At 66.8% G+C, this 21,794-nt stretch carries 22 protein-coding genes; 7 read left to right on the top strand and 15 right to left on the bottom strand.

Going from position 1 to position 21,794, the window contains the following annotated elements:
- Nucleotides 1-1,070, bottom strand: a 1,070-nt coding sequence (locus tag A5784_RS32770) for a cbb3-type cytochrome c oxidase subunit I (RefSeq protein WP_197514963.1), incomplete at its 3' end; no start/stop codon positions are given.
- Nucleotides 1,071-1,235: 165 nt separating this feature from the next.
- Here A5784_RS32770 and A5784_RS32775 point away from each other — a divergent pair.
- On the top strand, nt 1,236-2,303 hold the full coding sequence (locus A5784_RS32775; RefSeq protein WP_064949040.1) for an iron-siderophore ABC transporter substrate-binding protein: 1,068 nt from the start codon (nt 1,236-1,238) through the stop codon (nt 2,301-2,303).
- Here the strand turns inward: A5784_RS32775 and A5784_RS32780 are convergent, their stop codons facing one another.
- Genes A5784_RS32780 through A5784_RS32830 form a run of 11 tightly spaced genes read right to left on the bottom strand, consistent with a single transcriptional unit; the run spans nt 2,304 to nt 13,856 of the window.
- The gene (locus tag A5784_RS32780) at nt 2,304-3,344 is read right to left on the bottom strand and encodes an isopenicillin N synthase family dioxygenase (protein WP_064949041.1); all 1,041 of its coding nucleotides are present in this window, start codon (nt 3,342-3,344) and stop codon (nt 2,304-2,306) included.
- Complete coding sequence (locus A5784_RS32785; protein WP_197514964.1) at nt 3,341-3,871, bottom strand: hypothetical protein; 531 nt, start codon at nt 3,869-3,871, stop codon at nt 3,341-3,343. Before A5784_RS32785 ends, A5784_RS32780 begins: the two co-directional genes overlap by 4 nt.
- Nucleotides 3,868-4,881: an allantoicase gene (gene alc, locus A5784_RS32790; protein WP_064949043.1), complete on the bottom strand. Its 1,014-nt coding sequence runs from the start codon at nt 4,879-4,881 to the stop codon at nt 3,868-3,870. Before alc ends, A5784_RS32785 begins: the two co-directional genes overlap by 4 nt.
- Nucleotides 4,878-5,624 carry an aspartate/glutamate racemase family protein gene (locus A5784_RS32795; RefSeq protein ID WP_064949062.1) on the bottom strand — a complete coding sequence of 249 codons (747 nt, stop codon included), beginning with the start codon at nt 5,622-5,624 and terminating at the stop codon, nt 4,878-4,880. The genes alc and A5784_RS32795 overlap by 4 nt, the downstream gene beginning before the upstream one ends.
- Nucleotides 5,621-6,919, bottom strand: coding sequence for an allantoinase AllB (allB, locus tag A5784_RS32800; RefSeq protein WP_064949044.1), 1,299 nt, complete (start codon nt 6,917-6,919; stop codon nt 5,621-5,623). Before allB ends, A5784_RS32795 begins: the two co-directional genes overlap by 4 nt.
- A complete protein-coding gene (locus tag A5784_RS32805) occupies nt 6,919-7,755 on the bottom strand; it encodes an N-acyl homoserine lactonase family protein (RefSeq protein ID WP_064949045.1) in 837 nt (278 codons plus the stop codon). Before A5784_RS32805 ends, allB begins: the two co-directional genes overlap by 1 nt.
- The gene (locus A5784_RS32810) at nt 7,756-9,363 is read right to left on the bottom strand and encodes an ABC transporter substrate-binding protein (protein WP_064949046.1); all 1,608 of its coding nucleotides are present in this window, start codon (nt 9,361-9,363) and stop codon (nt 7,756-7,758) included.
- On the bottom strand, nt 9,360-9,995 hold the full coding sequence (locus tag A5784_RS32815) for a cysteine hydrolase family protein (protein ID WP_064949047.1): 636 nt from the start codon (nt 9,993-9,995) through the stop codon (nt 9,360-9,362). Before A5784_RS32815 ends, A5784_RS32810 begins: the two co-directional genes overlap by 4 nt.
- Nucleotides 9,996-11,000, bottom strand: a complete 1,005-nt coding sequence (locus tag A5784_RS32820) for an ABC transporter permease (protein WP_064949048.1) — start codon at nt 10,998-11,000, stop codon at nt 9,996-9,998.
- Between the two features lie 10 nt (nt 11,001-11,010).
- Nucleotides 11,011-11,880 (bottom strand): ABC transporter permease, encoded by an 870-nt coding sequence (locus A5784_RS32825; protein ID WP_064949049.1) that lies wholly within the window; start codon nt 11,878-11,880, stop codon nt 11,011-11,013.
- Nucleotides 11,880-13,856: a dipeptide ABC transporter ATP-binding protein gene (locus A5784_RS32830; RefSeq protein WP_064949050.1), complete on the bottom strand. Its 1,977-nt coding sequence runs from the start codon at nt 13,854-13,856 to the stop codon at nt 11,880-11,882. Before A5784_RS32830 ends, A5784_RS32825 begins: the two co-directional genes overlap by 1 nt.
- A gap of 211 nt (nt 13,857-14,067) precedes the next feature.
- Here A5784_RS32830 and A5784_RS32835 point away from each other — a divergent pair, with 211 nt between their 5' ends.
- The 3 genes from A5784_RS32835 to A5784_RS32845 all read left to right on the top strand — a co-directional run bounded on the left by A5784_RS32835 (nt 14,068) and on the right by A5784_RS32845 (nt 16,280).
- Nucleotides 14,068-14,784: a TetR/AcrR family transcriptional regulator gene (locus A5784_RS32835; RefSeq protein ID WP_064949063.1), complete on the top strand. Its 717-nt coding sequence runs from the start codon at nt 14,068-14,070 to the stop codon at nt 14,782-14,784.
- Between the two features lie 9 nt (nt 14,785-14,793).
- Nucleotides 14,794-15,066 carry a YciI family protein gene (locus tag A5784_RS32840; protein WP_064949051.1) on the top strand — a complete coding sequence of 91 codons (273 nt, stop codon included), beginning with the start codon at nt 14,794-14,796 and terminating at the stop codon, nt 15,064-15,066.
- Between the two features lie 164 nt (nt 15,067-15,230).
- Entirely contained in the window at nt 15,231-16,280 is a 1,050-nt protein-coding gene (locus A5784_RS32845; protein WP_064949052.1) for an NAD(P)-dependent alcohol dehydrogenase, read from the top strand.
- On the opposite strand, the gene A5784_RS32850 is transcribed toward A5784_RS32845, so the two are convergent.
- Nucleotides 16,281-16,616, bottom strand: a complete 336-nt coding sequence (locus tag A5784_RS32850) for a DUF3349 domain-containing protein (protein WP_064949064.1) — start codon at nt 16,614-16,616, stop codon at nt 16,281-16,283.
- Between the two features lie 152 nt (nt 16,617-16,768).
- Here A5784_RS32850 and A5784_RS32855 point away from each other — a divergent pair, with 152 nt between their 5' ends.
- The 3 genes from A5784_RS32855 to A5784_RS32865 all read left to right on the top strand — a co-directional run bounded on the left by A5784_RS32855 (nt 16,769) and on the right by A5784_RS32865 (nt 19,173).
- Complete coding sequence (locus tag A5784_RS32855; protein ID WP_064949065.1) at nt 16,769-18,220, top strand: LLM class flavin-dependent oxidoreductase; 1,452 nt, start codon at nt 16,769-16,771, stop codon at nt 18,218-18,220.
- Nucleotides 18,221-18,325: 105 nt separating this feature from the next.
- A complete protein-coding gene (locus tag A5784_RS32860) occupies nt 18,326-18,712 on the top strand; it encodes a hypothetical protein (protein ID WP_064949053.1) in 387 nt (128 codons plus the stop codon).
- Nucleotides 18,709-19,173 (top strand): hypothetical protein, encoded by a 465-nt coding sequence (locus tag A5784_RS32865; RefSeq protein WP_232006339.1) that lies wholly within the window; start codon nt 18,709-18,711, stop codon nt 19,171-19,173. Before A5784_RS32860 ends, A5784_RS32865 begins: the two co-directional genes overlap by 4 nt.
- On the opposite strand, the gene nrdF is transcribed toward A5784_RS32865, so the two are convergent.
- Both nrdF and A5784_RS32875 read right to left on the bottom strand, forming a co-directional pair.
- Complete coding sequence (nrdF, locus tag A5784_RS32870) at nt 19,170-20,132, bottom strand: class 1b ribonucleoside-diphosphate reductase subunit beta (protein ID WP_036422030.1); 963 nt, start codon at nt 20,130-20,132, stop codon at nt 19,170-19,172. The genes A5784_RS32865 and nrdF overlap by 4 nt on opposite strands.
- A gap of 64 nt (nt 20,133-20,196) precedes the next feature.
- Entirely contained in the window at nt 20,197-21,738 is a 1,542-nt protein-coding gene (locus A5784_RS32875; RefSeq protein ID WP_064949055.1) for a flavin-containing monooxygenase, read from the bottom strand.
- Nucleotides 21,739-21,794 lie beyond the last annotated feature (56 nt).

Consider the following 21,794-nt stretch of genomic DNA (forward strand, 5'->3'; position numbering starts at 1 on the left):
GTCTCGAAGGTCAGCTGTCCCTTCCACATGGTGCCGATCCAGTTGAAGAACTTGATGCCGGTCGGGACCGCGATCAGGAACGTCATGAACGAGAAGAACGGCAGCAGAACCGCGCCGGTGGCGTACATGTGGTGCGCCCACACCGCCACGGAGAGCACTCCGACGCTGATGGTGGCGTAGATCAGCGTGGTGTAACCGAAGATCGGCTTGCGGCTGAACACCGGGATGATCTCACTCACGATGCCCCAGAACGGAATCGCGATGATGTACACCTCGGGGTGGCCGAAGAACCAGAACAGGTGCTGCCACAACAGGACACCGCCGTTGGCGGGGTCATAGATATGGGCACCCAGGTGGCGGTCGGCAGCCAGGCCGAACAGTGCGGCGGTCAGGATCGGGAACGCGATCAGCACCAGGATCGAGGTCACCAGGATGTTCCAGGTGAACACCGGCATCCGGAACATCGTCATACCGGGGGCGCGCATGCACACCACGGTGGTGACCATGTTGACGCCACCGAGGATGGTGCCGAGACCACCGACGGCCAGACCCATGATCCAGAGGTCACCGCCCGGTCCGGGCGAGTGGATGGCATCGGTGAGCGGCGAGTAGGCCGTCCAGCCGAAGTCCGCGGCCCCGCCGGGGGTGATGAAGCCGCCCATGGCGATCAGCGCGCCGAACAGGAACAGCCAGAACGACAGCGCGTTCAGACGCGGGAACGCCACGTCGGGAGCGCCGATCTGCAACGGGAGAACCAGGTTGGCGAAGCCGAACACGATCGGTGTCGCGTAGAACAGCAGCATCACCGTGCCGTGCATGGTGAACAGCTGGTTGAACTGCTCGTTGGACAGGAACTGCAACCCGGGCAACGCCAATTCGGTACGCATCAGCAGCGCCATGAGCCCGCCGATGAAGAAGAAGGCGAAGCACGCGACGCAGTACATGATGCCGATCAGCTTGTGATCGGTGGTCGTGATGAGCTTGTAGACCAGGTTGCCCTTGGGGCCCATCCGTTCCGGAAAAGGACGACGTGCCTCGAGTTCTCCGATTGGGGGCGCTTCGGCTACCAAGAGATCCTCCAAAGATCAGTCGGGAAATCCCGCATATCGAACTGAATCCTAACCCTCCCGAAGCCCGGCGTGCCCGTGGGTCCTACAAACTGTCGTAATCAACCCGGGGCTTCTCCGCGCGGCGGCCTGACCAGCTGGGAAGCGTCAGAATGTTACCGTCGCCCCGTGTTGATCAACCGACCGCGTGTCGCAGCTGCGCTGATCGCCGTGACCGCGGCACTGTCCGCAGGTTGTGGTTCGGAAAGTGCGGCTCCGCAGGGCCAGCCGTCGATCAGCACGAGCGTGACCAAGATCGCCGACGCCGGCGTGTTGGGCAATCAGCGCCGTCCCGACGAGTCGTGCGCACCCGCGCCGGCTCCCGCCGACCCGGCCTCCCGCGACGTTCACAACGCCGAAGGCAACGGCATCCCCCCGACCACGCAGATGTCCGGCGATCCACAACGCATCGTCGTGCTGTCCGGTGATCAACTCGACGCGTTGTGCGCCCTGGGCCTGCAGTCCCGAGTGGTCGCGGCCGCCACGCCGGTGGGCTCCGACGGCCAACCGTCGTACCTGGGTAAGACCGTGCACGACATCGCGGCGGTCGGCGACCGCAACGCACCGGATCTCTCGGCCATCTCCGCTGCCCACCCCGACCTGATCCTGGGGTCGCAGGCGCTGACGCCGGACGCTTTCGGCGCGCTGGCAGCGATCGCGCCGACGGTGTTCACCGGCGCACCCGGCGCCGGCTGGCAGGACACGCTGCGCACCGTGGGCGCGGCGACCGGACGGGCCGACGCGGCGGGCGACCTGGTCGACAAGTTCAACGACGCGGCTCGCAAGACCGGAACCGACAACGATGCCGCGCATTTCCAGGCGTCCGTGGTCCAGCTGACCGAGAACACCGTGCGGGTCTACGGCGCCAACAACTTCCCGGGCAGCGTGCTGGCCGCGGTCGGGCTGGACCGGCCGGCCGCCCAGCGGTTCACCGACAAGCCGTTCGAGGAGTTGGCCACCTCCGGCGGTGACTACTCCATCGCCGACGCCGACATCGTCTACGTGTCCTTCGCGTCGCCTGCCGCGCGCGATCACGCCACCGCGATTCTGGACAGCCCGGCGTGGCGGGCGTTGTCGGCCACGAAGGACAATCGGGTGTTCGTGGTCAACAACGAGGTCTGGCAGACCGGCCAGAACATCGTCGCGGCCCGCGGCATCCTCGACGACCTGCGCTGGGTCAACGCACCGATCAACTGATCATCCACCGGCGCTCTGCAGGGCCTGCCTGCCGAACTGGCCGGTGGCCAGTGACCCGTCGGGCAGCACCAGTTCGCCCGCCTCGATACGGCGGCGCAGATAGCTGAACGTCTGGGCGGTCTGGGCGAACAGGTGCTCACCGGCGCGCAGCCCCGGGCGCTGCGGGGCACCCGTGGTGACGAATTGCGGCAACGGCCGCACCTCGGTGTCGTAGTCGACGTTGAAGAACAGCGGGAACGAATAGCGCTCCTGTGTCACGCGGCGCACCCGGTGGCTGGTCGCCACGAACGTCCCGTTGGTCCAGAGCTCCAGCAGATCGCCGATATTGACGACGAACGTGCCATCCACCGGAGGTACGTCGATCCACGCGCCCGCCCCGTTGAGCACCTCAAGGCCGGGCGCCGTCGGTTTGAGCAGGGTGAAGCATTCGTAGTCGGTGTGTGCGCCGATGCCCTGCCCGTCCTGCGCGTCGGGATTGAACGGGTAGTGCACCAATCGCAGCTGGCTCGGGGACTTGGTGGCGTGTCGGCGGAACACTTCGGGGTCCTCCCCCAGCGCGGTCGCGAACGCCCACAGCAGCTGCTGCCCAACCCCGAGCACGGCGCGGTAGTAGGCCGTCACGGCCTCGGCGAAACCGGGTACGTCCGGCCAGGTGTTCGGCCCGAGCATGGGGTTGCCCGCGAGGTAGTCGGGATCGTCGGCGGGCAGGTCCAATGCGGTGTCGAAGGCTTCCTTGAGATCCGGTGTGCCGGACTCGACTCCTTCCTCACCGACCGGGACGTAGCCACGGTGACACCGCGACAGCCCGATGTAGCTGCGCATCTTCTCTTCGACGGGAAGCGCGAAGAACTCCTCGGTGACCGCGAGCATCCGGTCGAACAGCGCCTCGTCGACGCCGGACCCGCTGATGTAGAAGAAGCCGACCTCACGGGCCGCTGCGCCGACCTCGGCCGCCACCTGTTCACGCTCCGCTCGCCGACCTGACCGCAGCCCGCTGATGTCGATGACCGGCACTGAGGTGAACGGCGTTGCACTACTCATAGATTCACAGTTCCTTCCGATTGACTCACCGTCCAGCGCACGCCGTTGGCCTGGATTTCGTTGCGGGACAAGATGATCCCAAGCGCGCGATATTCGGCGCCGTTGACGGCGCCGATGACCACCTGCCCGTGGTCGGCCCAGCCGAACAACGCCCCGGCGCGGACCAGCAGGGCCGGGGCGCCGTCGGGCCCGGACAGGACCAACGCGCCGGCGGGCGAGGCGGTTTCAGGGTCGCGGACCCAGTGCTCGACATAGTCCTCGTGCACCCCGGTTTCGACGAGAACGTCACCGTCCCAACTCATGACGCCGGCATCGGGGTACGGGCCCGTCGGTTGCACGTCCACCGCCCGATGCCATTCGAAGACCTCGCCGTTCTGCGCCAGAGTGCCCGCGAAGCCGCGCGAGTCGACGTAGGCAGTCGGGCCTTGCAGCCACAGCACACCAGGCTTGTCATCCCGGGTGCCGTCCGGCCCGATCAGCATGATGCGCCGCCACAGCCCGGCGCAGTCGGCCGTCAGCACGGTCACGACGACTCCTCCCATCGGTCGTGCAGTGTCTGTAGCCCGCCGGCGGTGGGCACCCCGATCGCCCGGACCCTGGCGATCCCGCCGTCCGGGTAGGCCTGCACCCGCAGTGCGGTGACGCCGGAAACCTCGACCGGGAAGACCTGGCGCGCATCGGGTATCAGCGTGGTGCGGGCCAGCACCGGGACGTCGAACGCAACCAGGCCCCAGCCGTGTTCCCGGTCGGGCCTGCAGCGACTGCCCAGCACCGACACCTCGGTGCTGGCGTTGAACACGAAGTAGGACGTGTCGATCTCGATCTGGCGCAGGTCTGCCGCTACAGCGAACGAGATGATCACCGCGTCGTGCGTGTCGGGGCCGATATCGCGGCGCCTGCGGGTCTCCCAGCCGTCGCCCATGTTGTGCGGCCGGTTCGGGGCGACCAGTGAGGCGGCGCTGGAATAATGACTGTCGCTGTACCATTCGACGCGCCCGCCGTTCTCCAGGCCGGACACTTCGACGGTGACGCCGGCCCACAGCGTCGGATCCGGCACCACTTCGCCGTATGCGCGTAGCCGCGCGACACCACCGTCGGACTTCAACCGCAGCCTCAGGTGTGTCCATCGGCGCCGATCGGTCACGGCCAGCAGATTGTGCGAATCCGCCTTGAGCACCGTAGTTTCCGCGATCGGTGCCCAGCGCACGCCCGGGTCCGCGGGATCGGCCGTGCGCGGCAGCGCGCAGGCATCGACGGCGCAGGCGGTCGGGTGGTTACCGGAGAAGAATCGGGTGTCGACGTCGATGGTGTGCAGCCGGCCGGGTGCGCCGAGCCGGATGATCGCCCAGTCGCCACCGGGCCCGGCGTGGCGGCGGGTCTCCCAGCCGTCGACCACCTCGCCACGCAGATCGTAAGTGCCGGGGACAAAGGCGGGTTCGGCCGGGTCGACGAGTCGTTCCTTGAACCCGAACGATTCGTCACTGGCCGCCACGACGCTGCCCCCGACGGTACGCGAGGCCAGATCCACCTCGGTCATATCCCCAGTGCCCCCGAGAGCGGCCAGTGGCTGCGAGGGTTGTCCGGTCCGGGCGCGTAGACGCCGACCTTGCTGGTGGTCAGGCCCAGTCCGACCACCGCTTGCGCCAGGGCGACCGCTGCGGCCACCCCGTCGACGGCGGGCACCCCGAGCTTGGCCGAGATCGCCGCTGTCACACCGGCCATACCGGCGCAACCGAGACAGATCACGTCGGCGCCGTCCTCGCTCACCGCACGCGCGGCCTCGGCGACGATCGCCGCCACGGCACCTGCCGGGTCTGCGTCCACCTCCGCGGTGCCCAGGCCGCAGGCCCGCACCGAGACGCAGTGTCGGTTCAACCCGGCCAGCAGCAGACGGTCCTCGATCGGCGGGATCGACCGCGCCAGCGTGGTGACCACGGAGAACCGCCTTCCGATCAGATGTGCGACGTGCGCGGCACATTCGGCGATGTCGAACACCGGCACGGTCAGCATCTCGGCCAGCGCGTCGCGGCCGTGTTCGCCGAACCCGGCCAGCACCACGGCGTCGAAATCGAAGGTGCCGTCTCGGATCAACCGGGCGACGACATCCATCACCCCGACCGCCGACAGGTAACTCTCCGCGGCCGAGTCGATCGCCTCGGCGCCGAAGTGCGGTGCCATGCAGACGATCTCGACCTCAGGATCAGCTGCGGCCCGCGCCGCAACCGCGATCTCGGCGGTCATCGACGTCGACGTGTTCGGGTTGAGCACCAGGATTCTCATGCCGGCACCCACGCGCGCCGCAGCACCGGGCGGCCCGCCACCCAGGTCTGTACCGCCGACCCCCGGACCGTGGCCCCGTCATACGGGGTCACCGGGTGGCGGTGATGCAGCGTGGCCGCGCTGACCGTCTCCTCGATACTCGGATCGAAGGCGCACAGATCGGCCCGAAGTCCCACCGCGATCCGGCCCCGGTCCGCGAGCCCGGCGAGCTCGGCCGGCCGCTGCGCCATCCAGCGGCTCAGTTCGGGCAGCCCGAATCCTCGATGCCGCGCGTGTGCCCACATCGCGCTCGGACCGACCTGCAACGAGCTGATCCCCCCGAATGCCCGCCCGAAATCACCGCCCGCCTTGAACTTCGGCGCGCACGGCGAGTGGTCCGACACCACCATGTCGAGGGTGCCCGCGAGCAATCCATCCCACAGCCGGTCCCGGTTGGCGCCGGCACGGATGGGCGGGCACGCGGCGAGCTCCGTGGCGCCGTCAGCAACGGTCTCCGCCGCGAACGTCAGGTAGTGCGGGCACGTCTCGGCCGTCACGCGCACACCGGATCGCTTCGCGGCGGCCAGCATCCGCAACACCCGGGCGCTGGACACGTGCACGATGTGCGCCCGGCCGCCGCTTCTGGCCGCGGTGTCGATCACCAGTGCCACGGCCTCCTCCTCGGCGGCGTCGGGGCGCGACTGCAGGAACGACGCGTAGCGCCCGCCGTGCGGTGGTGCATTCTCGGCGATCACGTGGTGGCTTTCGGCGTGCACCAGGAGCACCGAATCGAGCTCGGCGATCCGACTCATGGCCGTCCGGAACTCTTCCGGCGTCAGATACCCGAAGTCCGGATTACCGGACTCGGCCAGAAAGCACTTGAAGCCGCGCACGCCGGCCTGTGCCAGCCCCTCGAGCTCACCGAAGTTCCCGGGCACGACGCCTGCCCAGTATTGGACCTCGATGAGGCAGTTCCCTTCGGCAGCAGCCTGTTTGGCGCGCAGCGCCGCGACGGTGGTGGTCACCGGGCGGCAGTCCAGCGGCATGTCCACCAGGGTCGTGATCCCGGCGGCGGCCGCGGCGGCCGTCGCCGTGACGAATCCTTCCCAGTCCGTGCCGGGGGCGTTGATGTGGACGTGGGTGTCGACGAAGCCGGGCAGCAGCACCACCCCGTCCGGTAACCGGCTGTTCTGCACCGCAGGACAGTCCGCATCGACCGGGCCGATGGCCGCGATCCGGCCATCGGCTATGCCCACCGCCGCCGGACACAGACGCGTGTCGATGAGCACCTGGTCCCCGCGCAGGACACAATCCATCACGATGCTGCCGGTCCGAACCTGTCGTGGAAATGTTCGGTGAGCTCCGGCCACACCTGCGGGTCGTGGCCGGGTATCAACCGATATCCCTTGTCGGCGGCCAACTTCTTGAGCTTGCGGATGGGCTCGATCGTGTCCTGTGGATCGACGTCGATGAATCCGCCGATCGCGAGTTCGTGCTCGATGTTCTCGGTGAGGTCGCCCGCGTCGAAGGCGAACACGAACCCGTCACCGCCGACGGACTCGTCGAGTCGCACCACGAAGCTCTGGTGCCCCGGCGTGTGCCCGTAGGTCGGCACCGCGGTGACGCCGGGCGCGATCTCGGCCTCGCCATCGGCCAGGCGCCAGTCGATGTTCGGATCGTCGAAGTCCACCCGGACGATCGCATTGCGTTCGGGTTCAGGATGATTCGACAGTCCGTATTCCAGCTCACGACGCTGTGCGTGCACAGGAACCTTGCCGGCGAACAGTTTCAACCCGCCTGCGTGGTCGTGGTGCAGGTGGCTCACCGCGACGGTGTGGATCTGGTCGAAGTCGACGCCGACCTCGGCGAGCCGCTGTTCGATGGGCTCGCCCGGGCCGGGCAGCACCGGGCGGTACTCGACGGTCGGGAAGAACCGCCGATACAGCGCGGGGTCCCGCACGAGCGCGGTGTTGAACCCGGTGTCCAGCAGCACCCAACCGCCATCGGTCTGCAGCAGCACACCGGGCACCGGTTCCCGCATCCGCTCCTCCGATGGCGCGCCGTACACCGAGACCGATTTCGGCAGTTCCTCCCATCCGAGGGTGAGCAGGATGATGTGGCGCACCCCGCTCTTGCGGGCCAGGGTCGCCATTCAGCCCACCGACAGTGCGGCCAGCCGCAGCGAGTTCGGGTTGGTCACCACATGGGCCTGTTCGACGCCCTTGAGCCATGGCTGGGCCACCATGAAGTCGTTGACGTCGGCGATATTGAGCCAGCATCCGGTCTTGACCGCTTCCTCACCGGCCGTGGAGAAGTCGGCGTCGGCATCGGTGGGCAAGCCCTTGGCCAGGGCCGCGGTGACCGCAGGAGCGGAACATCCGAAGAAGTTCAGACCGCCGGAGGCATCCCACGATATGTGACCCCAGGTGTATGGCGACGGTGCGTCCGGCCACCCCAGGTAGGTCATGATCTCCGGCGCGGACTGCCCGTCACCGCCCACCCAGCCATAGATTTCCGACGTGGGGTACGCCTGCACCTTGGCATTGAGGCCCGCCGCCGCCAGCTGAGTCTGAATCAGGTTGCTGATCAGCTGGTTATCCGGATTGCTGGAGTCGTACCCGATGGTCACGGCCTTCTGATCGGCGGGCAATCCCCCGACGATCCCGGAGAGCACCGACAGATCGTGCGGTACCGACTGCCCGCCGAACTCGGCAGCCATCATGTTCGGCGGGTAGATCTGTTCGGCCTTCTTGCCGCGACCGAAATAGGTCTGCTTGACCAGTTCGTCGACGTCGACGGCCTGCATCACCGCAGTGCGGTTCTTGACGTCGGTCATCATGCCCTTGCGCGGGTTGATGTACACGTAGTTCGACATCATGGTCGGCAGCGAGTAGTTCGCGAACGACTTGTTGTCCAGGTAGGACTGCACCGCCGACGACGGCAGGTCATGCAGGATCGCCGCGATCTGACCATTGTTGAACTGCAGCTGCTGCGCCGACACATCGGTGATCACGGGCAGTTCGACCTTCTCGAAATAGGGCTTGGCGCCCCAGTATTCGCCGAAGGCGGTCAGTTCGTACTTCGAGCCGACCTCGGCGGCGGTCAGCGTGTACGGGCCCGTGCCCAGATCGTGGTTGGTGAGATACGCCTGCGCGTTGTCGCCGCCGGCGTTCTTCTTCAGGCCTTCCGGACTGAGCATGCGCGGCCCGTACGGACAAGCCAGATAGTCCAAGAATGCCGAGTTCGGCGCTTTGAGCGTGATCGTCACGCCGTAATCGCCTTGAGTGGTCACGGATTCGACGTCGGTGACCATGTACGCGGGGCCCTGGTTCACGGCCACTCGCCGGTCGAACGACGCCTTGACGGCCGCCGAGGTGAACGGGGTGCCGTCATGGAACTTGACGCCCTCGCGCAGCTTGAACGTGTATACCTTGTTGTCCGGTGAGGCCGTCCACTCGGTGGCCAAGAGCGGTTCCAGCACGGGCTTGTCGGTGCCCGCCTTGTACTGCAGTAGGCCCTCGTAGGTATTGGTGGTCAGCAGCAGCCCCTGGCCGGCGTAGTACACGTCGGGATCCGGCGGTTGTCCGGGATCCTGCAGGAACGACAGGTGCAGCACCTTGTCGGTCGGCGCCGGGTTGGGGGTGCTGCTGCCGCCGGAATTCGATCCGCCGCAGGCGGTCAGGATCAGGGCCGCAGTCGCGCCGATAGCCAATAGTGCGATTCCTCCTCGCGTCCGGGACAGCGTGCTGAGTTTCTTCATCGGGCGGCTCCTTCGAGGACGGTGAGCTTACGGAACGCGGCGAGGATCTCCTCGGTGGTGCGCATAGCGCCGGACTGCAGGTATTCCATGGCATCGAGCGCGGCGTCATGGCGGTACTGTGACGAGCCGCCGACACAGTCGGTGACGACGCGGACGTAGAAGTCGCGCTGGTGCGCGTCGGCGAATGTGTAGTGCACACAGACATCGGTGAGGCCGCCGAGGAGAATCAGGGTTTCGGCCTTCAGGGCGGACAGCACGATCTCGAATTCGGTTCCGATGAAACCGGAATAGCGCCGCTTGACGATGTGGAACTCGTGGTTGGGTCCGTCGAGGTCGGGCAGCAGCTCCGGGTGCAGCGCGGTGCCGGGCCGTCCGTCGATGCAGTGCGGGCCTTCGACACCGTCGAGTTCGCGGCCGAAGTCGATGCCGTTGGCGCGGTGCACTTCCTGGAAGAACACGATCGGGATGGCCGCGGCGCGGGCGGCGGCGATCAGTTGTCGCGCATGGGCGACCCGGTCGGCATATCCGGCCATGTGCGGTATGCCCACCTCTTCGGCCGGCATGTCGCCGGATTCCTGCATGTCGACCACGACAAGCACGGGATTGCCCACGATCAGCGGCTGTTTCGGCACCTAACCTCCTGTGACGGCGATACGGGGATCTGCGGCGGCCTGGAGCAGGTCCACGGCCGTGTTGATGACGACATAGAGCGCGCCGAGCAGCAGCGTGACGCCGGCGATCGCCGGGAAGTCCGCAACCGGGATGCTCTGCGCGATGTACTGCCCGATACCCGGCCAGCCGAACACCTGCTCGACCACCAGGACACCCGAGAACATCAGGCCCACTTGCAGACCCGTCATCGACAGGGCAGCGCCGATCGAGTTGCGCAGAACGTGCCGGGCCATGATCCGGCCCTCCGACAGGCCTTTGGCCCTGGCGGTGCGGGCGTAGTCGCTGTCGATGTCGGCCATCAGGCTGCTGCGCAGCACACGGCCGATCGCCACGGCCGGCCCGATCGCGATGACCAGTGCGGGCAGGATCAGGTGGTGCAGTGCGTCGGCCACCACGTCGAACCGGGCGTGCAGCAGACCGTCGACGGTGAGCAACCCGGTAGGCCCGTCGGGCGGATTGGTCACTGCCAGACGGCCATTGGCCGGTACCCAGCCCAGGGTCTGGTAGAAGACGATCAATCCGACGATGCCCAGCAGGAACATCGGCGCCGACGATCCGGTGAACAGCACCGCCCGCAGCAGGCCGGCACCGCGCCACTTCAGCGTGGTGCTGAACGCGAGCAGCCCGGCCAGCGCGATGGCGATCGCCACACCGTACAGCGCCAGTTCCAGGGTGGCCGGGAAAAAGGATCCGAGGTCGGAGACGACCGGGTGCCGGGTCCGGTAGGAAGTGCCAAGATCGCCGGTGACCGCACCGGTCAGGTAATGCCAGAACTGTACCGGCACAGGATCGTTGAGCCCCAGTGCAGCACGGCGGGCAGCGACCGCCTGAGCGGAGGCCTGCGCGCCGAGCTGGGCCTTCACCGGATCCAGCGGCGAAATGTTCTGCAGTACGAACATCACCGCGGCCAGCGCGATCAGGATGGCCACCATCGCGCCCAGACGCGACGCCATGAAAGTCTTCATGCAATTCCGCCTAATTGGTCTTCATGAGGTTTCGCAGGCAGTCCCCGGAGATGTTGGCGATCAAGGCCAGCACCAGCACACCGAGCCCCGGCATCACCGGAATCCACCACTGCTGCAGGAAGTAGCTCAGGTTGCGCGCTGAGTCCGCGCCCAATTCCGCTGCAGGAGCGGCCTGTCCGAGTCCGAGGAAGGACAGCGCCGCCAGGGTCAAGATGAGCGTGCCGATGTCGAGACTGGCCGCGACGAGCGCGTTGGGCACCGCACCGGGCAGCAGGTGCCGCCCGGCGAGTCGAAAACGGCTGACCCCGGCCAGTTTCGCGGCTTCGACGTGCGGTCGGGCGGCCAGCCGGGCCACCTCACCGCGCACGAGCCGGGCGTAGAACGGCCACCAGACGATGGACACCGCGATCAGCGTGTGCAGGAATCCCGGCCCGAGCGCGGCCACCACCGCGATCGCCAGTACGGGCGCGGGCAGGGAGAGGAATCCGTCGGTGATCCGCATGAGCGTCGCGTCGAGCCAACCGCCGGAGGCTCCGGCGATCAGGCCGATCAGCCCGCCGATCAGCAGGCCCAGCGCGACCACCGCCAGTGCAGCGAACCAACTGGACCGGGCGCCGTAGAGGACCCGGGACAAGATGTCGCGGCCCACGCTGTCGGTGCCGAGCAGGAAGCCGTTCTTGCCCGGTGCCTGCAGCGGCAGGCCCACTGGGGTCAGCGGGTCGTGTGGCGCCAGCAGTGGCACCGCGATGACGACCAGGGTCACGAGGAACACCAGCGCCAATCCGCTCCAGTTGACGATCGCCGAACGCGATCGCGGCAGGGACAGCCGCCACCGTCCGCCGCCACGGACCAGGGTGGGAGCCGATATCGCGATGGCCATCAGCCGGCCTTCCGCTCGATACATGCCACCAGGTGCGGATTGCCCGGAGAGCCTTCCAGGCGGACGTCGAGTTGGTCGCCGCCGCAGGCGTCGACGGCGATGGGGCAGCGAGGATGGAACGCGCAGCCGAGCGGCGGTGCCAGCGGGCTGGCCGGTTCGCCTGGCAGCACGTGGGTTTCGCGCCCGAGGTCAGGAATGGAGTCCACCAGTGCACGGGTGTACGGATGGGCGGGATCGCCGATGACGCGGTCGGCAGGGCCGATTTCGACGATGCGGCCGAGGTACATCACGGCGATCCGATCGGCCACCACGCGGGCCACGGACAGATCGTGGGTGACGAACACCACGGACATGTCCAGGCTGCGCCGCAGCTCGCCGATGAGGTTGAGCACCGAGGCGGCCAGCGACACGTCCAGCGCGCTGGTCGGCTCGTCGCACAGCAACACCTGCGGCGGGACGACGGTGGCCCGGGCCAGCGACACCCGTTGGCGCTGACCACCGGAGAGTTGGCCGGCGCGGGATTTCGCCACCTCGGCGGGCAGCCCGACCCGCTCGAGTACGGCGATGACGGTGTCGTGACGCTGTAACCGGGACATCTTCATGCCGCGCAGCCGCTCGGCGATGAGTTCACCGACGGACAGCCACGGGGTCAACGACGCGCCGGCGTCTTGGAACACCATCTGCGGCCGCTGATCCCCCGCGAGTTTCACGGTGCCGGAGGTCTGCTTTTCCAGTCCGGCGATGATCCGCAACAGGGTGGACTTGCCCGAGCCGCTCTCCCCGACCAGTGCCACCGATTCACCGTGGCCGACCTGCAGCGTCACGCCGCGCAGCGCGTGGAGCTTCCCGCGCCGAGCCACCGCGAAAGTCTTTGTGACATCGGACAATTCGATTGACGGTTCGGCATCGCCGGCCGCCGGGCTCGTCGCCTGGGTCACGGGTGCGGGCTGCGCACCGGATTCCGGCGCACCGGGTGGCAGCAGGCAGGCACTGACCCGCCCCGGCGCCACCGATATCGGATCGGGCGCAGTCTTCGCGCACTCGTCTGTGGCCAGTTCGCAGCGTGGGACGAAGGCACAGCCCGGCAGCGGCTCCAGCGGGCTGGGCACCGAACCCGGCAGCGCGTCGAGCCGCCTGCCGCGGGCGGTCTGCAGCGTCAGCCGGGACCGTAGCAGACCTCGGGTGTAGGGATGTGCAGGTGCTTGGAGAACCTCTGCGGTGGGCCCGATCTCGGCGATGCGGCCCGCGTAGAGCACGGCGATACGGTCCGCGATCTGCGCGGCCACCCCGAGGTCGTGGGTGATGAAGACGATGCTGCAACCGATCTCGTCGCGCAGCTTCTGCAGCAGCTGCAACACCTGGGCCTGGACGGTGACATCGAGTGCGGTGGTGGGCTCGTCGGCGATGATGAGTTCGGGGTCGCCCGCGATGGCCATCGCGATCATCACCCGTTGCCGCAGTCCGCCGGAGAGCTCGTGCGGAAAGCAGCGCATCCGCCGACCCGGATCCGGAATACCGACCGCGGTCAGCAGGCGCTGGGCTTCGCCGTCGCTTCCCGCGGCTTCGGCAACCTGCCTGCCGATGCGCATCGTCGGGTTCAGCGAGGTCATCGGATCCTGGAACACCGCACCCAGGTCCAGCCGGCGAACCTTCCGCAGGGTCTTGCCGTCACCGGTGATCATGTCCGAACCCGCGACACGGACCGTTCCGTCGACCTTCGCGGTCGGCAGCAGGCCGAGCATCGTGAATCCCAGAACGGACTTGCCGGAACCGGATTCGCCGACCAGTCCGACGATCTCGCCCGGTGCGATCGCCAGGGAGACCCCGCGCAGTGCGTGCACGTCACGGCCGTTGCGGCGGAAGGTGACATGCAGGTCGCCGACCGTCGCGACCGTCGGTGCGGTCGACGACGCCGTGGCGCGTACCGCCGATACATCGACCGGTGGCGGTGCCGCCTCGATCGTGGCCTCGCGCATCGTGGCCTCCCGGAACTGAATTGGGGATGCCGCGCCACTACCGTGTGCCGCAGCCTGTCGCTCGACAGTTTTCACTGGCGCCACCGAAATCGGGTGTCACAGGCGTAAATCAATCGGCGCCTTCGGTAACAGTCACGTGTCACGCGTTTCTATCGGGTGACAGATACCTGCGAGTCCGCGGTACGCCGCGGCGATGGGTCACGATGGCGGTATGCCGCTCACCAGAGCAGGACGTCCACGCCTGCACGATCAGCGGCGTCCGGGGTTGACGGCACGCGACGAAATCCTCGATGCCGCAGGGGAATTGTTCACCACAACGGGGTACGCCGGAACCGCGACCCGAACGATCGCCGAAGCGGTCGGCATGCGTCAGGCGTCCCTGTACCACCACTTCAAGACCAAGGACGACATTCTGTGTGCGCTGCTGGAGCAGACGGTGGCCCCAACCCTCGGATTCATCCCGACCCTGCTCAGCGCCGAGCCCGCATTGACAGCTGCCGAACACCTGCATGCGCTGGCGGCATTCGACGGCGCCCAGCTCATGTCCGGGCGGTGGAATCTCGGGGCCCTGTATCTCCTGCCGGAATTGCGGGACGCCAAGCTGCAGCCGTTCTGGTCGGAGCGCGAACGGCTGCGGCTGCACTATCTGGACCTGAGCCTGGCGGTGGTCGCCGGCACCGGAATCCCCGTGGCCGCCGCCGACCTGCCGTTTCGACTCGTCGAATCCCTGGTCAACATGTGGTCGATGCCGGCAGGTCCGCAGCGAGCCGAACTGCCGTTCCACGTCGCCGACGCCTGCATGCGAGTGCTCGGCCTGTCCGACGCCGCGACGACGCAGCGTCGGGAACGCAGTAGCCACGAGATCAACCGGTACACCCGTGCGGCCCGCGCCGCCCCGCGCGGGCACAGCCCGGCACCTCCCGCATAGTGTGCACCCATGTTCCACGTGCTCACCACGACGTACCTGCAGCCCGACGAGGTCGTCGGACAAACCCGTCCCGCCCACGTCGCGTGGCTCCACGAGGAAGTGGCGGCCGGGCGCATCCTGCTGGCCGGCCGCCTGGAGCCGACCGGTGCCGTACTGATCACCGGTGACATCAGCGACGAGGAAGTAGAGGACCTCATCGCCCGCGATCCGTACACGGTGGCAGGCCTGGTGAGCTTCGAGCGCGTGTCGTTCAACGGATCGATCCGCGCGCCGGGACTCTGAGCCACCGCTCCCAGGCAAACACCAGGGAGAGACATCACAGTCGACAGCGGGACTAACGTCGGCATCGCGATAGTTGCACATGTCGGGCCGCGTTCTGCGGCGCACCAGTTAGCTGGGCCTATGTCCCCAGAAGCATGCACTGACGACGATCGAAGAGGGCTGTGATGAGCACTGTTTCCGCATATGCTGCGACCTCGGCAACCGAGCCGCTGACCAAGACCACCATCACCCGCCGCGAGGTAGGGCCCCACGACGTGGCATTCGACATCCACTTCGCGGGCATCTGTCACTCCGACATCCACACCGTGAAGGCCGAGTGGGGCCAGCCCAACTACCCCGTCGTGCCGGGACATGAGATCGCCGGTGTCGTGACCGAGGTCGGCTCGGAGGTCACCAAGTACAAGGTCGGCGACCACGTGGGCGTCGGCTGCTTCGTCGATTCCTGCCGCGAATGCGACAACTGCAAGGCCGGGCTGCAGCAGTACTGCACCGGGACCGGCATGGTCGGCACGTACAACGCGACCGGCCGCGATGGCACGCCTACGCACGGCGGCTACAGCGGCGCGATCGTCGTCGACGAGGGCTATGTGCTGCGGATCCCCGACAGCATCCCGTTGGACAAGGCCGCTCCCCTGCTGTGCGCCGGCATCACCCTGTACTCGCCGCTGCGGCACTGGAACGCCGGCCCCGGCAAGAAGGTCGCCGTCATCGGTCTTGGTGGCCTCGGTCACATGGGTGTCAAGATCGCTCACGCGATGGGTGCGCACGTCACCGTGCTGTCGCAGTCGCTGAAGAAGATGGAGGACGGTCTGCGCCTGGGTGCCGACGAGTACTACGCGACCAGCGACCCGGACACCTTCACCAAGCTGGCAGGCAAGTTCGACCTGATCGTCAACACGGTGTCGGCCAACCTCGACATGGGTGCCTACCTGGGCCTGCTGGCCACCGACGGCACACTCGTCGAACTGGGCGCGCCGGAGAAGCCGCTGGTGGTGCCGTTCTTCCCGCTGGCGGCATACCGTCGCAGCCTGTCCGGTTCGATGATCGGCGGCATCCCCGAGACCCAGGAGATGCTCGACTTCTGCGCCGAGCATGACGTGACCCCCGAGATCGAGGTCATCGCACCCGACTACATCAACGAGGCCTACGAGCGCGTGCTCGCCAGCGATGTGCGGTACCGGTTCGTCATCGATACCGCTTCGCTGCGCGGCTAGTTACTCCGAGGCGCCCGCATCGCGATCGACGCCGGCCAGGGGCCAACCGACGGCGGCCAGCTTGGCCGCCACCCGGTTGATGTTCTCCGGGCCGGCGTCGTGCTCGGTGACCTCGGAGATGAATTCCGCGATCTCGTCGCGGTCGATCTTTCCGTCCACCAGCGCGGCGGACCCGTTCGCGGTGATGTTGCGCACCACTTCCTTGACCTGATCGTCGGTCAGCGGGGTGGCGCGCAGCAGCGCCAATAGCGGCACGCGGTCGGTGCCCGGAACGCCTTCCGGGTAGCCGGCGCGCAGCCAGTTCAGGATCGAGGTCACGAGAGACTGTGCGGTCACCACGCAAGTCTCATATCACGCAGCCGTCGGCACCACCTGAGGATCGGACAGTTCCCAGGTCATTCACCGCTCGTTAATCCTTGAGCAGTGAAAAACAATCCGGCTGAACACAACCGGTGACGCTCACGGTCAATCCCGGCAGGCTCGGCGCGGTGACCCGTGTGATCCGCTTCAACGCCTTCGACATGAACTGCGTCGCCCACCAGTCCCCCGGGCTCTGGCGCCACCCGGCCGATCAGTCCTGGCGCTATAAGGACATCACCTACTGGACCGAACTGGCAAAGCTGTTGGAACGCGGCCGTTTTGACGGTCTGTTCATCGCCGACGTGCTCGGCACCTATGACGTCTACGGCGGCAGCGACGAAGCCGCGATCCGCCAGGCCGCGCAGATTCCCGTCGGCGACCCGATGCTGTTGGTCTCGGCGATGGCACTGGTCACCGAGAATCTCGGGTTCGGCATCACCACCGGCACCGGTTTCGAGCATCCATACCCGTTCGCGCGGCGGATGTCGACGCTGGATCACCTGACCAACGGCCGCATCGGCTGGAACATCGTCACCGGCTATCTGCCTGCGGCGGCGCGCAATATGGGCCAGACCGACCAACCCGCCCACGATGCCCGCTACGACCATGCCGACGAGTACCTCGAGGTGCTCTACAAGCTGTGGGAGGGTTCGTGGGAGGACGACGCGGTGGTACGCGACGCCGAACGCGGCGTGTTCACCGATCCGGCCAAGGTGCACCACATCGGCCATTCCGGAACGCATTTCAGCGTCCCGGGCGTGCATCTCGCTGAGCCTTCGACACAACGCACCCCGGTCATCTACCAGGCCGGGTCGTCGCCGCGCGGAGTGCGCTTCGCGGCCGAGAACGCCGAGGCCATCTTCACCGCGGCCCCGACCAAAGCCATTCTCCGCGAGACGGTTTCGACGATCCGCGCGGAACTGGAGTTGGCCGGCCGAGATCCTTACGCAGCCAAGATCTTCAACCTCACCACGATCATCACCGCCGAAACCGATGAGGAGGCCGCAGCCAAGCACGCCGAGTATCTGTCCTACGGCGATCCCGAGGGTGCACTGGTGTTCATGTCCGGGTGGATGGGCGTCGACCTGGCCCGCTACGGGCTTGATGAGCCGATCGGCAACGTCGATTCGAACGCGATTCTGTCGGCGGTCAAGGCCTTCCAGTCCGCCGATCCAACCGGCGGCGAGTGGGCGGTGCGCGACATCGCCGAATGGGGTGAGATCGGCGGGATGGGCCCGCGCATCGTGGGATCCGGTGCGCGCGTTGCCGATACGCTGCAGGAGTGGGTCGACGAGACTGATGTCGACGGCTTCAACCTGGCGTACGCCGTCACCCCCGGCTCGTTCGCGGATTTCGTCGAGTACGTGGTCCCCGTGCTCACAGCGCGTGGCGCCTACCAGACCGAGTACGCGCCGGGCAGCCTGCGCAACAAGCTGCTCGCGCGCGGCGACCGGCTCGCCGACGAGCACCGCGGCGCCAGTTACCGTGTGGGCGCACCGAATTCGACCATCATCGAGCGTCCTTCGACAGTGCCATCGTCGTCGGCTTCGACCGCTGCCCAGCCGGCGCGAGGACGATAGCTCCGTACAGGTTAAACACAGAAAACTGCCAGAAATCTGCGCAAACGAACCCGTGGCAGCGACGAATCGTGCTTACATTAGCCGCTACGCCACAAGGGAGACGACATGTCAGGTAAGGCAGCGCTTTTGATTGTGTCCGCAAGCATCGCGACGACAGTCGCGTTGACCGGATGCGGCGGCTCCACATCGGCTGACAGCACAAGCACCACGTCAGGTGCGGCGGCGGCGAGCACGACGACCGCCGCGCCGGCAACCGCGGCCCCCGCCGACCCCGCCGCCAAGGTGTCGGCCAACACCGCGTCGGAGGACGACATCGCCGCGGCGCTGAAAGCCGCGGGGGTGAGCAACCCCGCCCGGTGGGCGGAGGAGGTCGTCGAATACCGGCCGTATCCCGCCGATGATCCCAATCTGGGCAAGCTCCGCGACAATCTGGCGAAGTACAACCCCGGGCAGGAGACCGTGGACAAGATCGTGTCCGCGTTGACCCCATGACTTCCCGCCGCCGGGCGGGGCTCGTGCGGGCCGCCCTGTTCGCCTTGACCGTCGTGGGAATTCTGGCGACGGCCTTCGAGCTGGCTAGCGAGCGACATTGGAACAGCTCGGAGCAATTGATCCCGTGGGTCGCGCTCGCGGTGCTCACGGTGGCAACGGTGCTGACCGCCCTGCGGGCGCGCGGCGTGCAACTGATCTCTCGCGTCCTGGTGCTGGTCGTGCTCGGCGCGTCGGCCTACGGCGTGCTCGATCATATTGCGGTCAACCATGATTCGGGCCCGCTCGATCAGCGCTACGCCGACACGTGGGAGTCCATGCCCGCCACTCAGCAATGGTGGTATGCAGCGACCAAGACGGTCGGGCCCGCGCCGACCCTGGCACCTGGCGTCCTGGCGCAGACGTCGCTGTTGCTGTTGCTCGCGGGGCTGATCAAGCTGCCGCCCCGCGAGACCGAAGCCTAGAAGTCCCAGTCCTCGTCTTCGGTGTTGACGGCCTTGCCGATCACATACGAGGAACCCGAACCCGAGAAGAAGTCGTGGTTCTCATCGGCGTTGGGACTCAGTGCCGACAGGATCGCCGGGTTCACGTCGGTCTCGTCCTTGGGGAACAGCGCCTCATAGCCGAGGTTCATCAACGCCTTGTTGGCGTTGTACCGCAAGAACTTCTTGACGTCTTCGGTGAGCCCGACCTCGTCGTAGAGATCCTGGGTGTACTCGACCTCGTTGTCGTAGAGCTCGAAGAGCAGTTCGTAGGTGTAATCCTTGAGCTCCGAACGCTTTTCCTCATCGACCAGGGCCAGCCCGCGCTGGTACTTGTAGCCGATGTAGTAGCCGTGCACGGCCTCGTCGCGGATGATCAGCCGGATCATGTCCGCGGTGTTGGTCAGCTTGGCCCGGCTGCTCCAGTACATCGGCAGATAGAAGCCCGAGTAGAACAGGAAGCTCTCCAGCAGCGTCGAGGCCACCTTGCGCTTGAGTGGCTCGTCACCCTTGTAGTACTGCATGACGATCTCGGCCTTGCGCTGCAGGTTCGGGTTCTCCTCCGACCAGCGGAACGCGTCGTCGATCTCGGCGGTCGAGCACAGCGTCGAGAAGATATTGCTGTAACTGCGGGCGTGCACCGACTCCATGAACGCGATGTTGGTGTACACCGCCTCCTCGTGCGGGGTGAGCGCATCGGGGATCAGGCTGACGGCACCGACGGTGCCCTGGATGGTGTCCAGCAGTGTCAGGCCGGTGAACACCCGCATGGTCATCTGCTTCTCGTGGGCGGTCAGCGTGCCCCAGGACGGGATATCGTTGGACACCGGCACCTTCTCCGGCAACCAGAAATTACCCGTCAGCCGGTCCCAGACCTCGGCGTCCTTGTCGTCCTGCAGGCGGTTCCAGTTGATCGCTGACACGCGGTCGATCAGCTTCATGCCTTCGCTCACCAGAACTCCATTTCCGCAGGTCGCATTGTCTGCCTTGACACTACCCCTGGGGCTAGGCGCCCGCGGGGACCCCGACATCTAGTGTTTTCGTGTCGCGTTCTTCCCGCAGGAAGTCGAACTCCGACGGGTCCAGATTGCGGGTGGCCAGCCAATACTGCCAGGTCATGCCGCTCCACAGAGTGCGGTTGACACCGTGCTCGTCCATGTACCAGCTCCGGCAACCTCCGGTGTTCCACACCGTGTCGCGCAGATCGTGCTGCAGCTCGGCGTTGAACGCGTCCTGCGCGGCCCTGCTCGGTGCGAGCGCCGCGGCACCAGCCTTGTCCACGGCCGCGACCGCCTGACCGACGTAGCGAATCTGCTGTTCGATCATGAACACCACCGAGTTGTGCCCCAGTGCCGTGTTCGGCCCCAGCAGGAAGAAGAGGTTGGGCATGCCTGCGACAGCGATGCCGCGGTGGGCTTGGATGCCCTCCCGGTTCCAGCGGTCCACCAGGTCCTCGCCGCCCGCACCCTTGATGTCGACGTAGGTGTACGAATCCGTCACATGGAAACCGGTCGCCCACACCACGACGTCCACGGGATGCTCGACACCGTCTGCGGTGACGATGCCGGTCGGGGTCATCCGCGCGATGCGCTCGGTGATCACCTGGGTCTTGGGGTTGGCGATACCCCGGTAGTAGGTGTCGGAGTTGAGGATTCGCTTGCAGCCCGCCCGGTAGTTCGGCGTGAGCTTGCGGCGCAGTTCCGGATCTTTGATGCTCCGGTTGATGTTGTACCGGCCCATCAGCTCGCCGATTTTCAGCAGGCGGGGCTGTTGGGTCATGGCGAACCCGACACCCTCGTGGATCCAGTAGATCGCGGCGCGCAGCAACGCGCGGGTGCCGGGCACATAGCTGAACACGCGGCGCATCCAGAGCGGGAAGGTGTTGTTCACCCGGGGCATCACCCACGCCGGCGTGCGTTGGTACAGCTGCAGTTCGGCGACGTCCTTGACGATCTCGGGCACGATCTGGATGGCGCTGGCGCCTGTGCCGATGACGGCGACCCGCTTACCGCGGATGTCGACGCTGTGGTCCCACTGCGCCGAATGGAATGCCGCACCGGCGAAGTCTTCGCGGCCCTCGATGTCGGGGATCTGCGGGATGTGCAGACCACCGGCGCCGGACACCAAGAACTGGGCGATGTACTCCTGACCGGTGTCGGTGAACACGTGCCACCGCAGTTCGGTGTCGTCCCAATGGGCGCGGTCGACGTGCGTGTTGAACCGGATGTAGCGGCGCAACCCGTATTTGGCCGTCACTCCCAGCAGGTAGTCCTGGATCTCCGGCTGAAACGACCACATGTGGGTCCAGTCGGCCTTCGGCTCGAACGAGAACGAGTACATGTGCGACGGGATGTCACAGGCACAGCCCGGGTAGGTGTTGTCTCGCCAGGTGCCGCCGATCTCGTCGGCCTTCTCCAGGATGAGGAAGTCCACCCCGCGGCGCTGCAACTCGATGGCCATACCCAAGCCGGAGAACCCACTGCCGATGATCAGGGCCCGGGTCCGGGCGGGTTGCTGGGTGTGGGCAGATTGCTCGGCAGCCGTCATGGCTTCAGGTCCTTTCCTGGGAACACCGGTACCGGATACCCGCCAGTCTGCGGACC

It is taken from the genome of Mycobacterium sp. 852013-50091_SCH5140682 (assembly GCF_001665685.1).
Lineage (GTDB): Bacteria > Actinomycetota > Actinomycetes > Mycobacteriales > Mycobacteriaceae > Mycobacterium.

Excerpts from the sequence above, each read along its gene's own strand:
- A5784_RS32780 (WP_064949041.1), bottom strand. The coding sequence starts at position 3,344 with ATGAGTAGTGCAACGCCGTTCACCTCAGTGCCGGTCATCGACATCAGC.
- alc (WP_064949043.1), bottom strand. The coding sequence starts at position 4,881 with ATGACCGAGGTGGATCTGGCCTCGCGTACCGTCGGGGGCAGCGTCGTG.
- A5784_RS32795 (WP_064949062.1), bottom strand. The coding sequence starts at position 5,624 with ATGAGAATCCTGGTGCTCAACCCGAACACGTCGACGTCGATGACCGCC.
- allB (WP_064949044.1), bottom strand. The coding sequence starts at position 6,919 with ATGGATTGTGTCCTGCGCGGGGACCAGGTGCTCATCGACACGCGTCTG.
- A5784_RS32805 (WP_064949045.1), bottom strand. The coding sequence starts at position 7,755 with ATGGCGACCCTGGCCCGCAAGAGCGGGGTGCGCCACATCATCCTGCTC.
- A5784_RS32810 (WP_064949046.1), bottom strand. The coding sequence starts at position 9,363 with ATGAAGAAACTCAGCACGCTGTCCCGGACGCGAGGAGGAATCGCACTA.
- A5784_RS32820 (WP_064949048.1), bottom strand. The coding sequence starts at position 11,000 with ATGAAGACTTTCATGGCGTCGCGTCTGGGCGCGATGGTGGCCATCCTG.
- A5784_RS32825 (WP_064949049.1), bottom strand. The coding sequence starts at position 11,880 with ATGGCCATCGCGATATCGGCTCCCACCCTGGTCCGTGGCGGCGGACGG.
- A5784_RS32830 (WP_064949050.1), bottom strand. The coding sequence starts at position 13,856 with ATGCGCGAGGCCACGATCGAGGCGGCACCGCCACCGGTCGATGTATCG.
- A5784_RS32835 (WP_064949063.1), top strand. The coding sequence starts at position 14,068 with ATGCCGCTCACCAGAGCAGGACGTCCACGCCTGCACGATCAGCGGCGT.
- A5784_RS32840 (WP_064949051.1), top strand. The coding sequence starts at position 14,794 with ATGTTCCACGTGCTCACCACGACGTACCTGCAGCCCGACGAGGTCGTC.
- A5784_RS32845 (WP_064949052.1), top strand. The coding sequence starts at position 15,231 with ATGAGCACTGTTTCCGCATATGCTGCGACCTCGGCAACCGAGCCGCTG.
- A5784_RS32860 (WP_064949053.1), top strand. The coding sequence starts at position 18,326 with ATGTCAGGTAAGGCAGCGCTTTTGATTGTGTCCGCAAGCATCGCGACG.
- A5784_RS32865 (WP_232006339.1), top strand. The coding sequence starts at position 18,709 with ATGACTTCCCGCCGCCGGGCGGGGCTCGTGCGGGCCGCCCTGTTCGCC.
- nrdF (WP_036422030.1), bottom strand. The coding sequence starts at position 20,132 with ATGAAGCTGATCGACCGCGTGTCAGCGATCAACTGGAACCGCCTGCAG.
- A5784_RS32875 (WP_064949055.1), bottom strand. The coding sequence starts at position 21,738 with ATGACGGCTGCCGAGCAATCTGCCCACACCCAGCAACCCGCCCGGACC.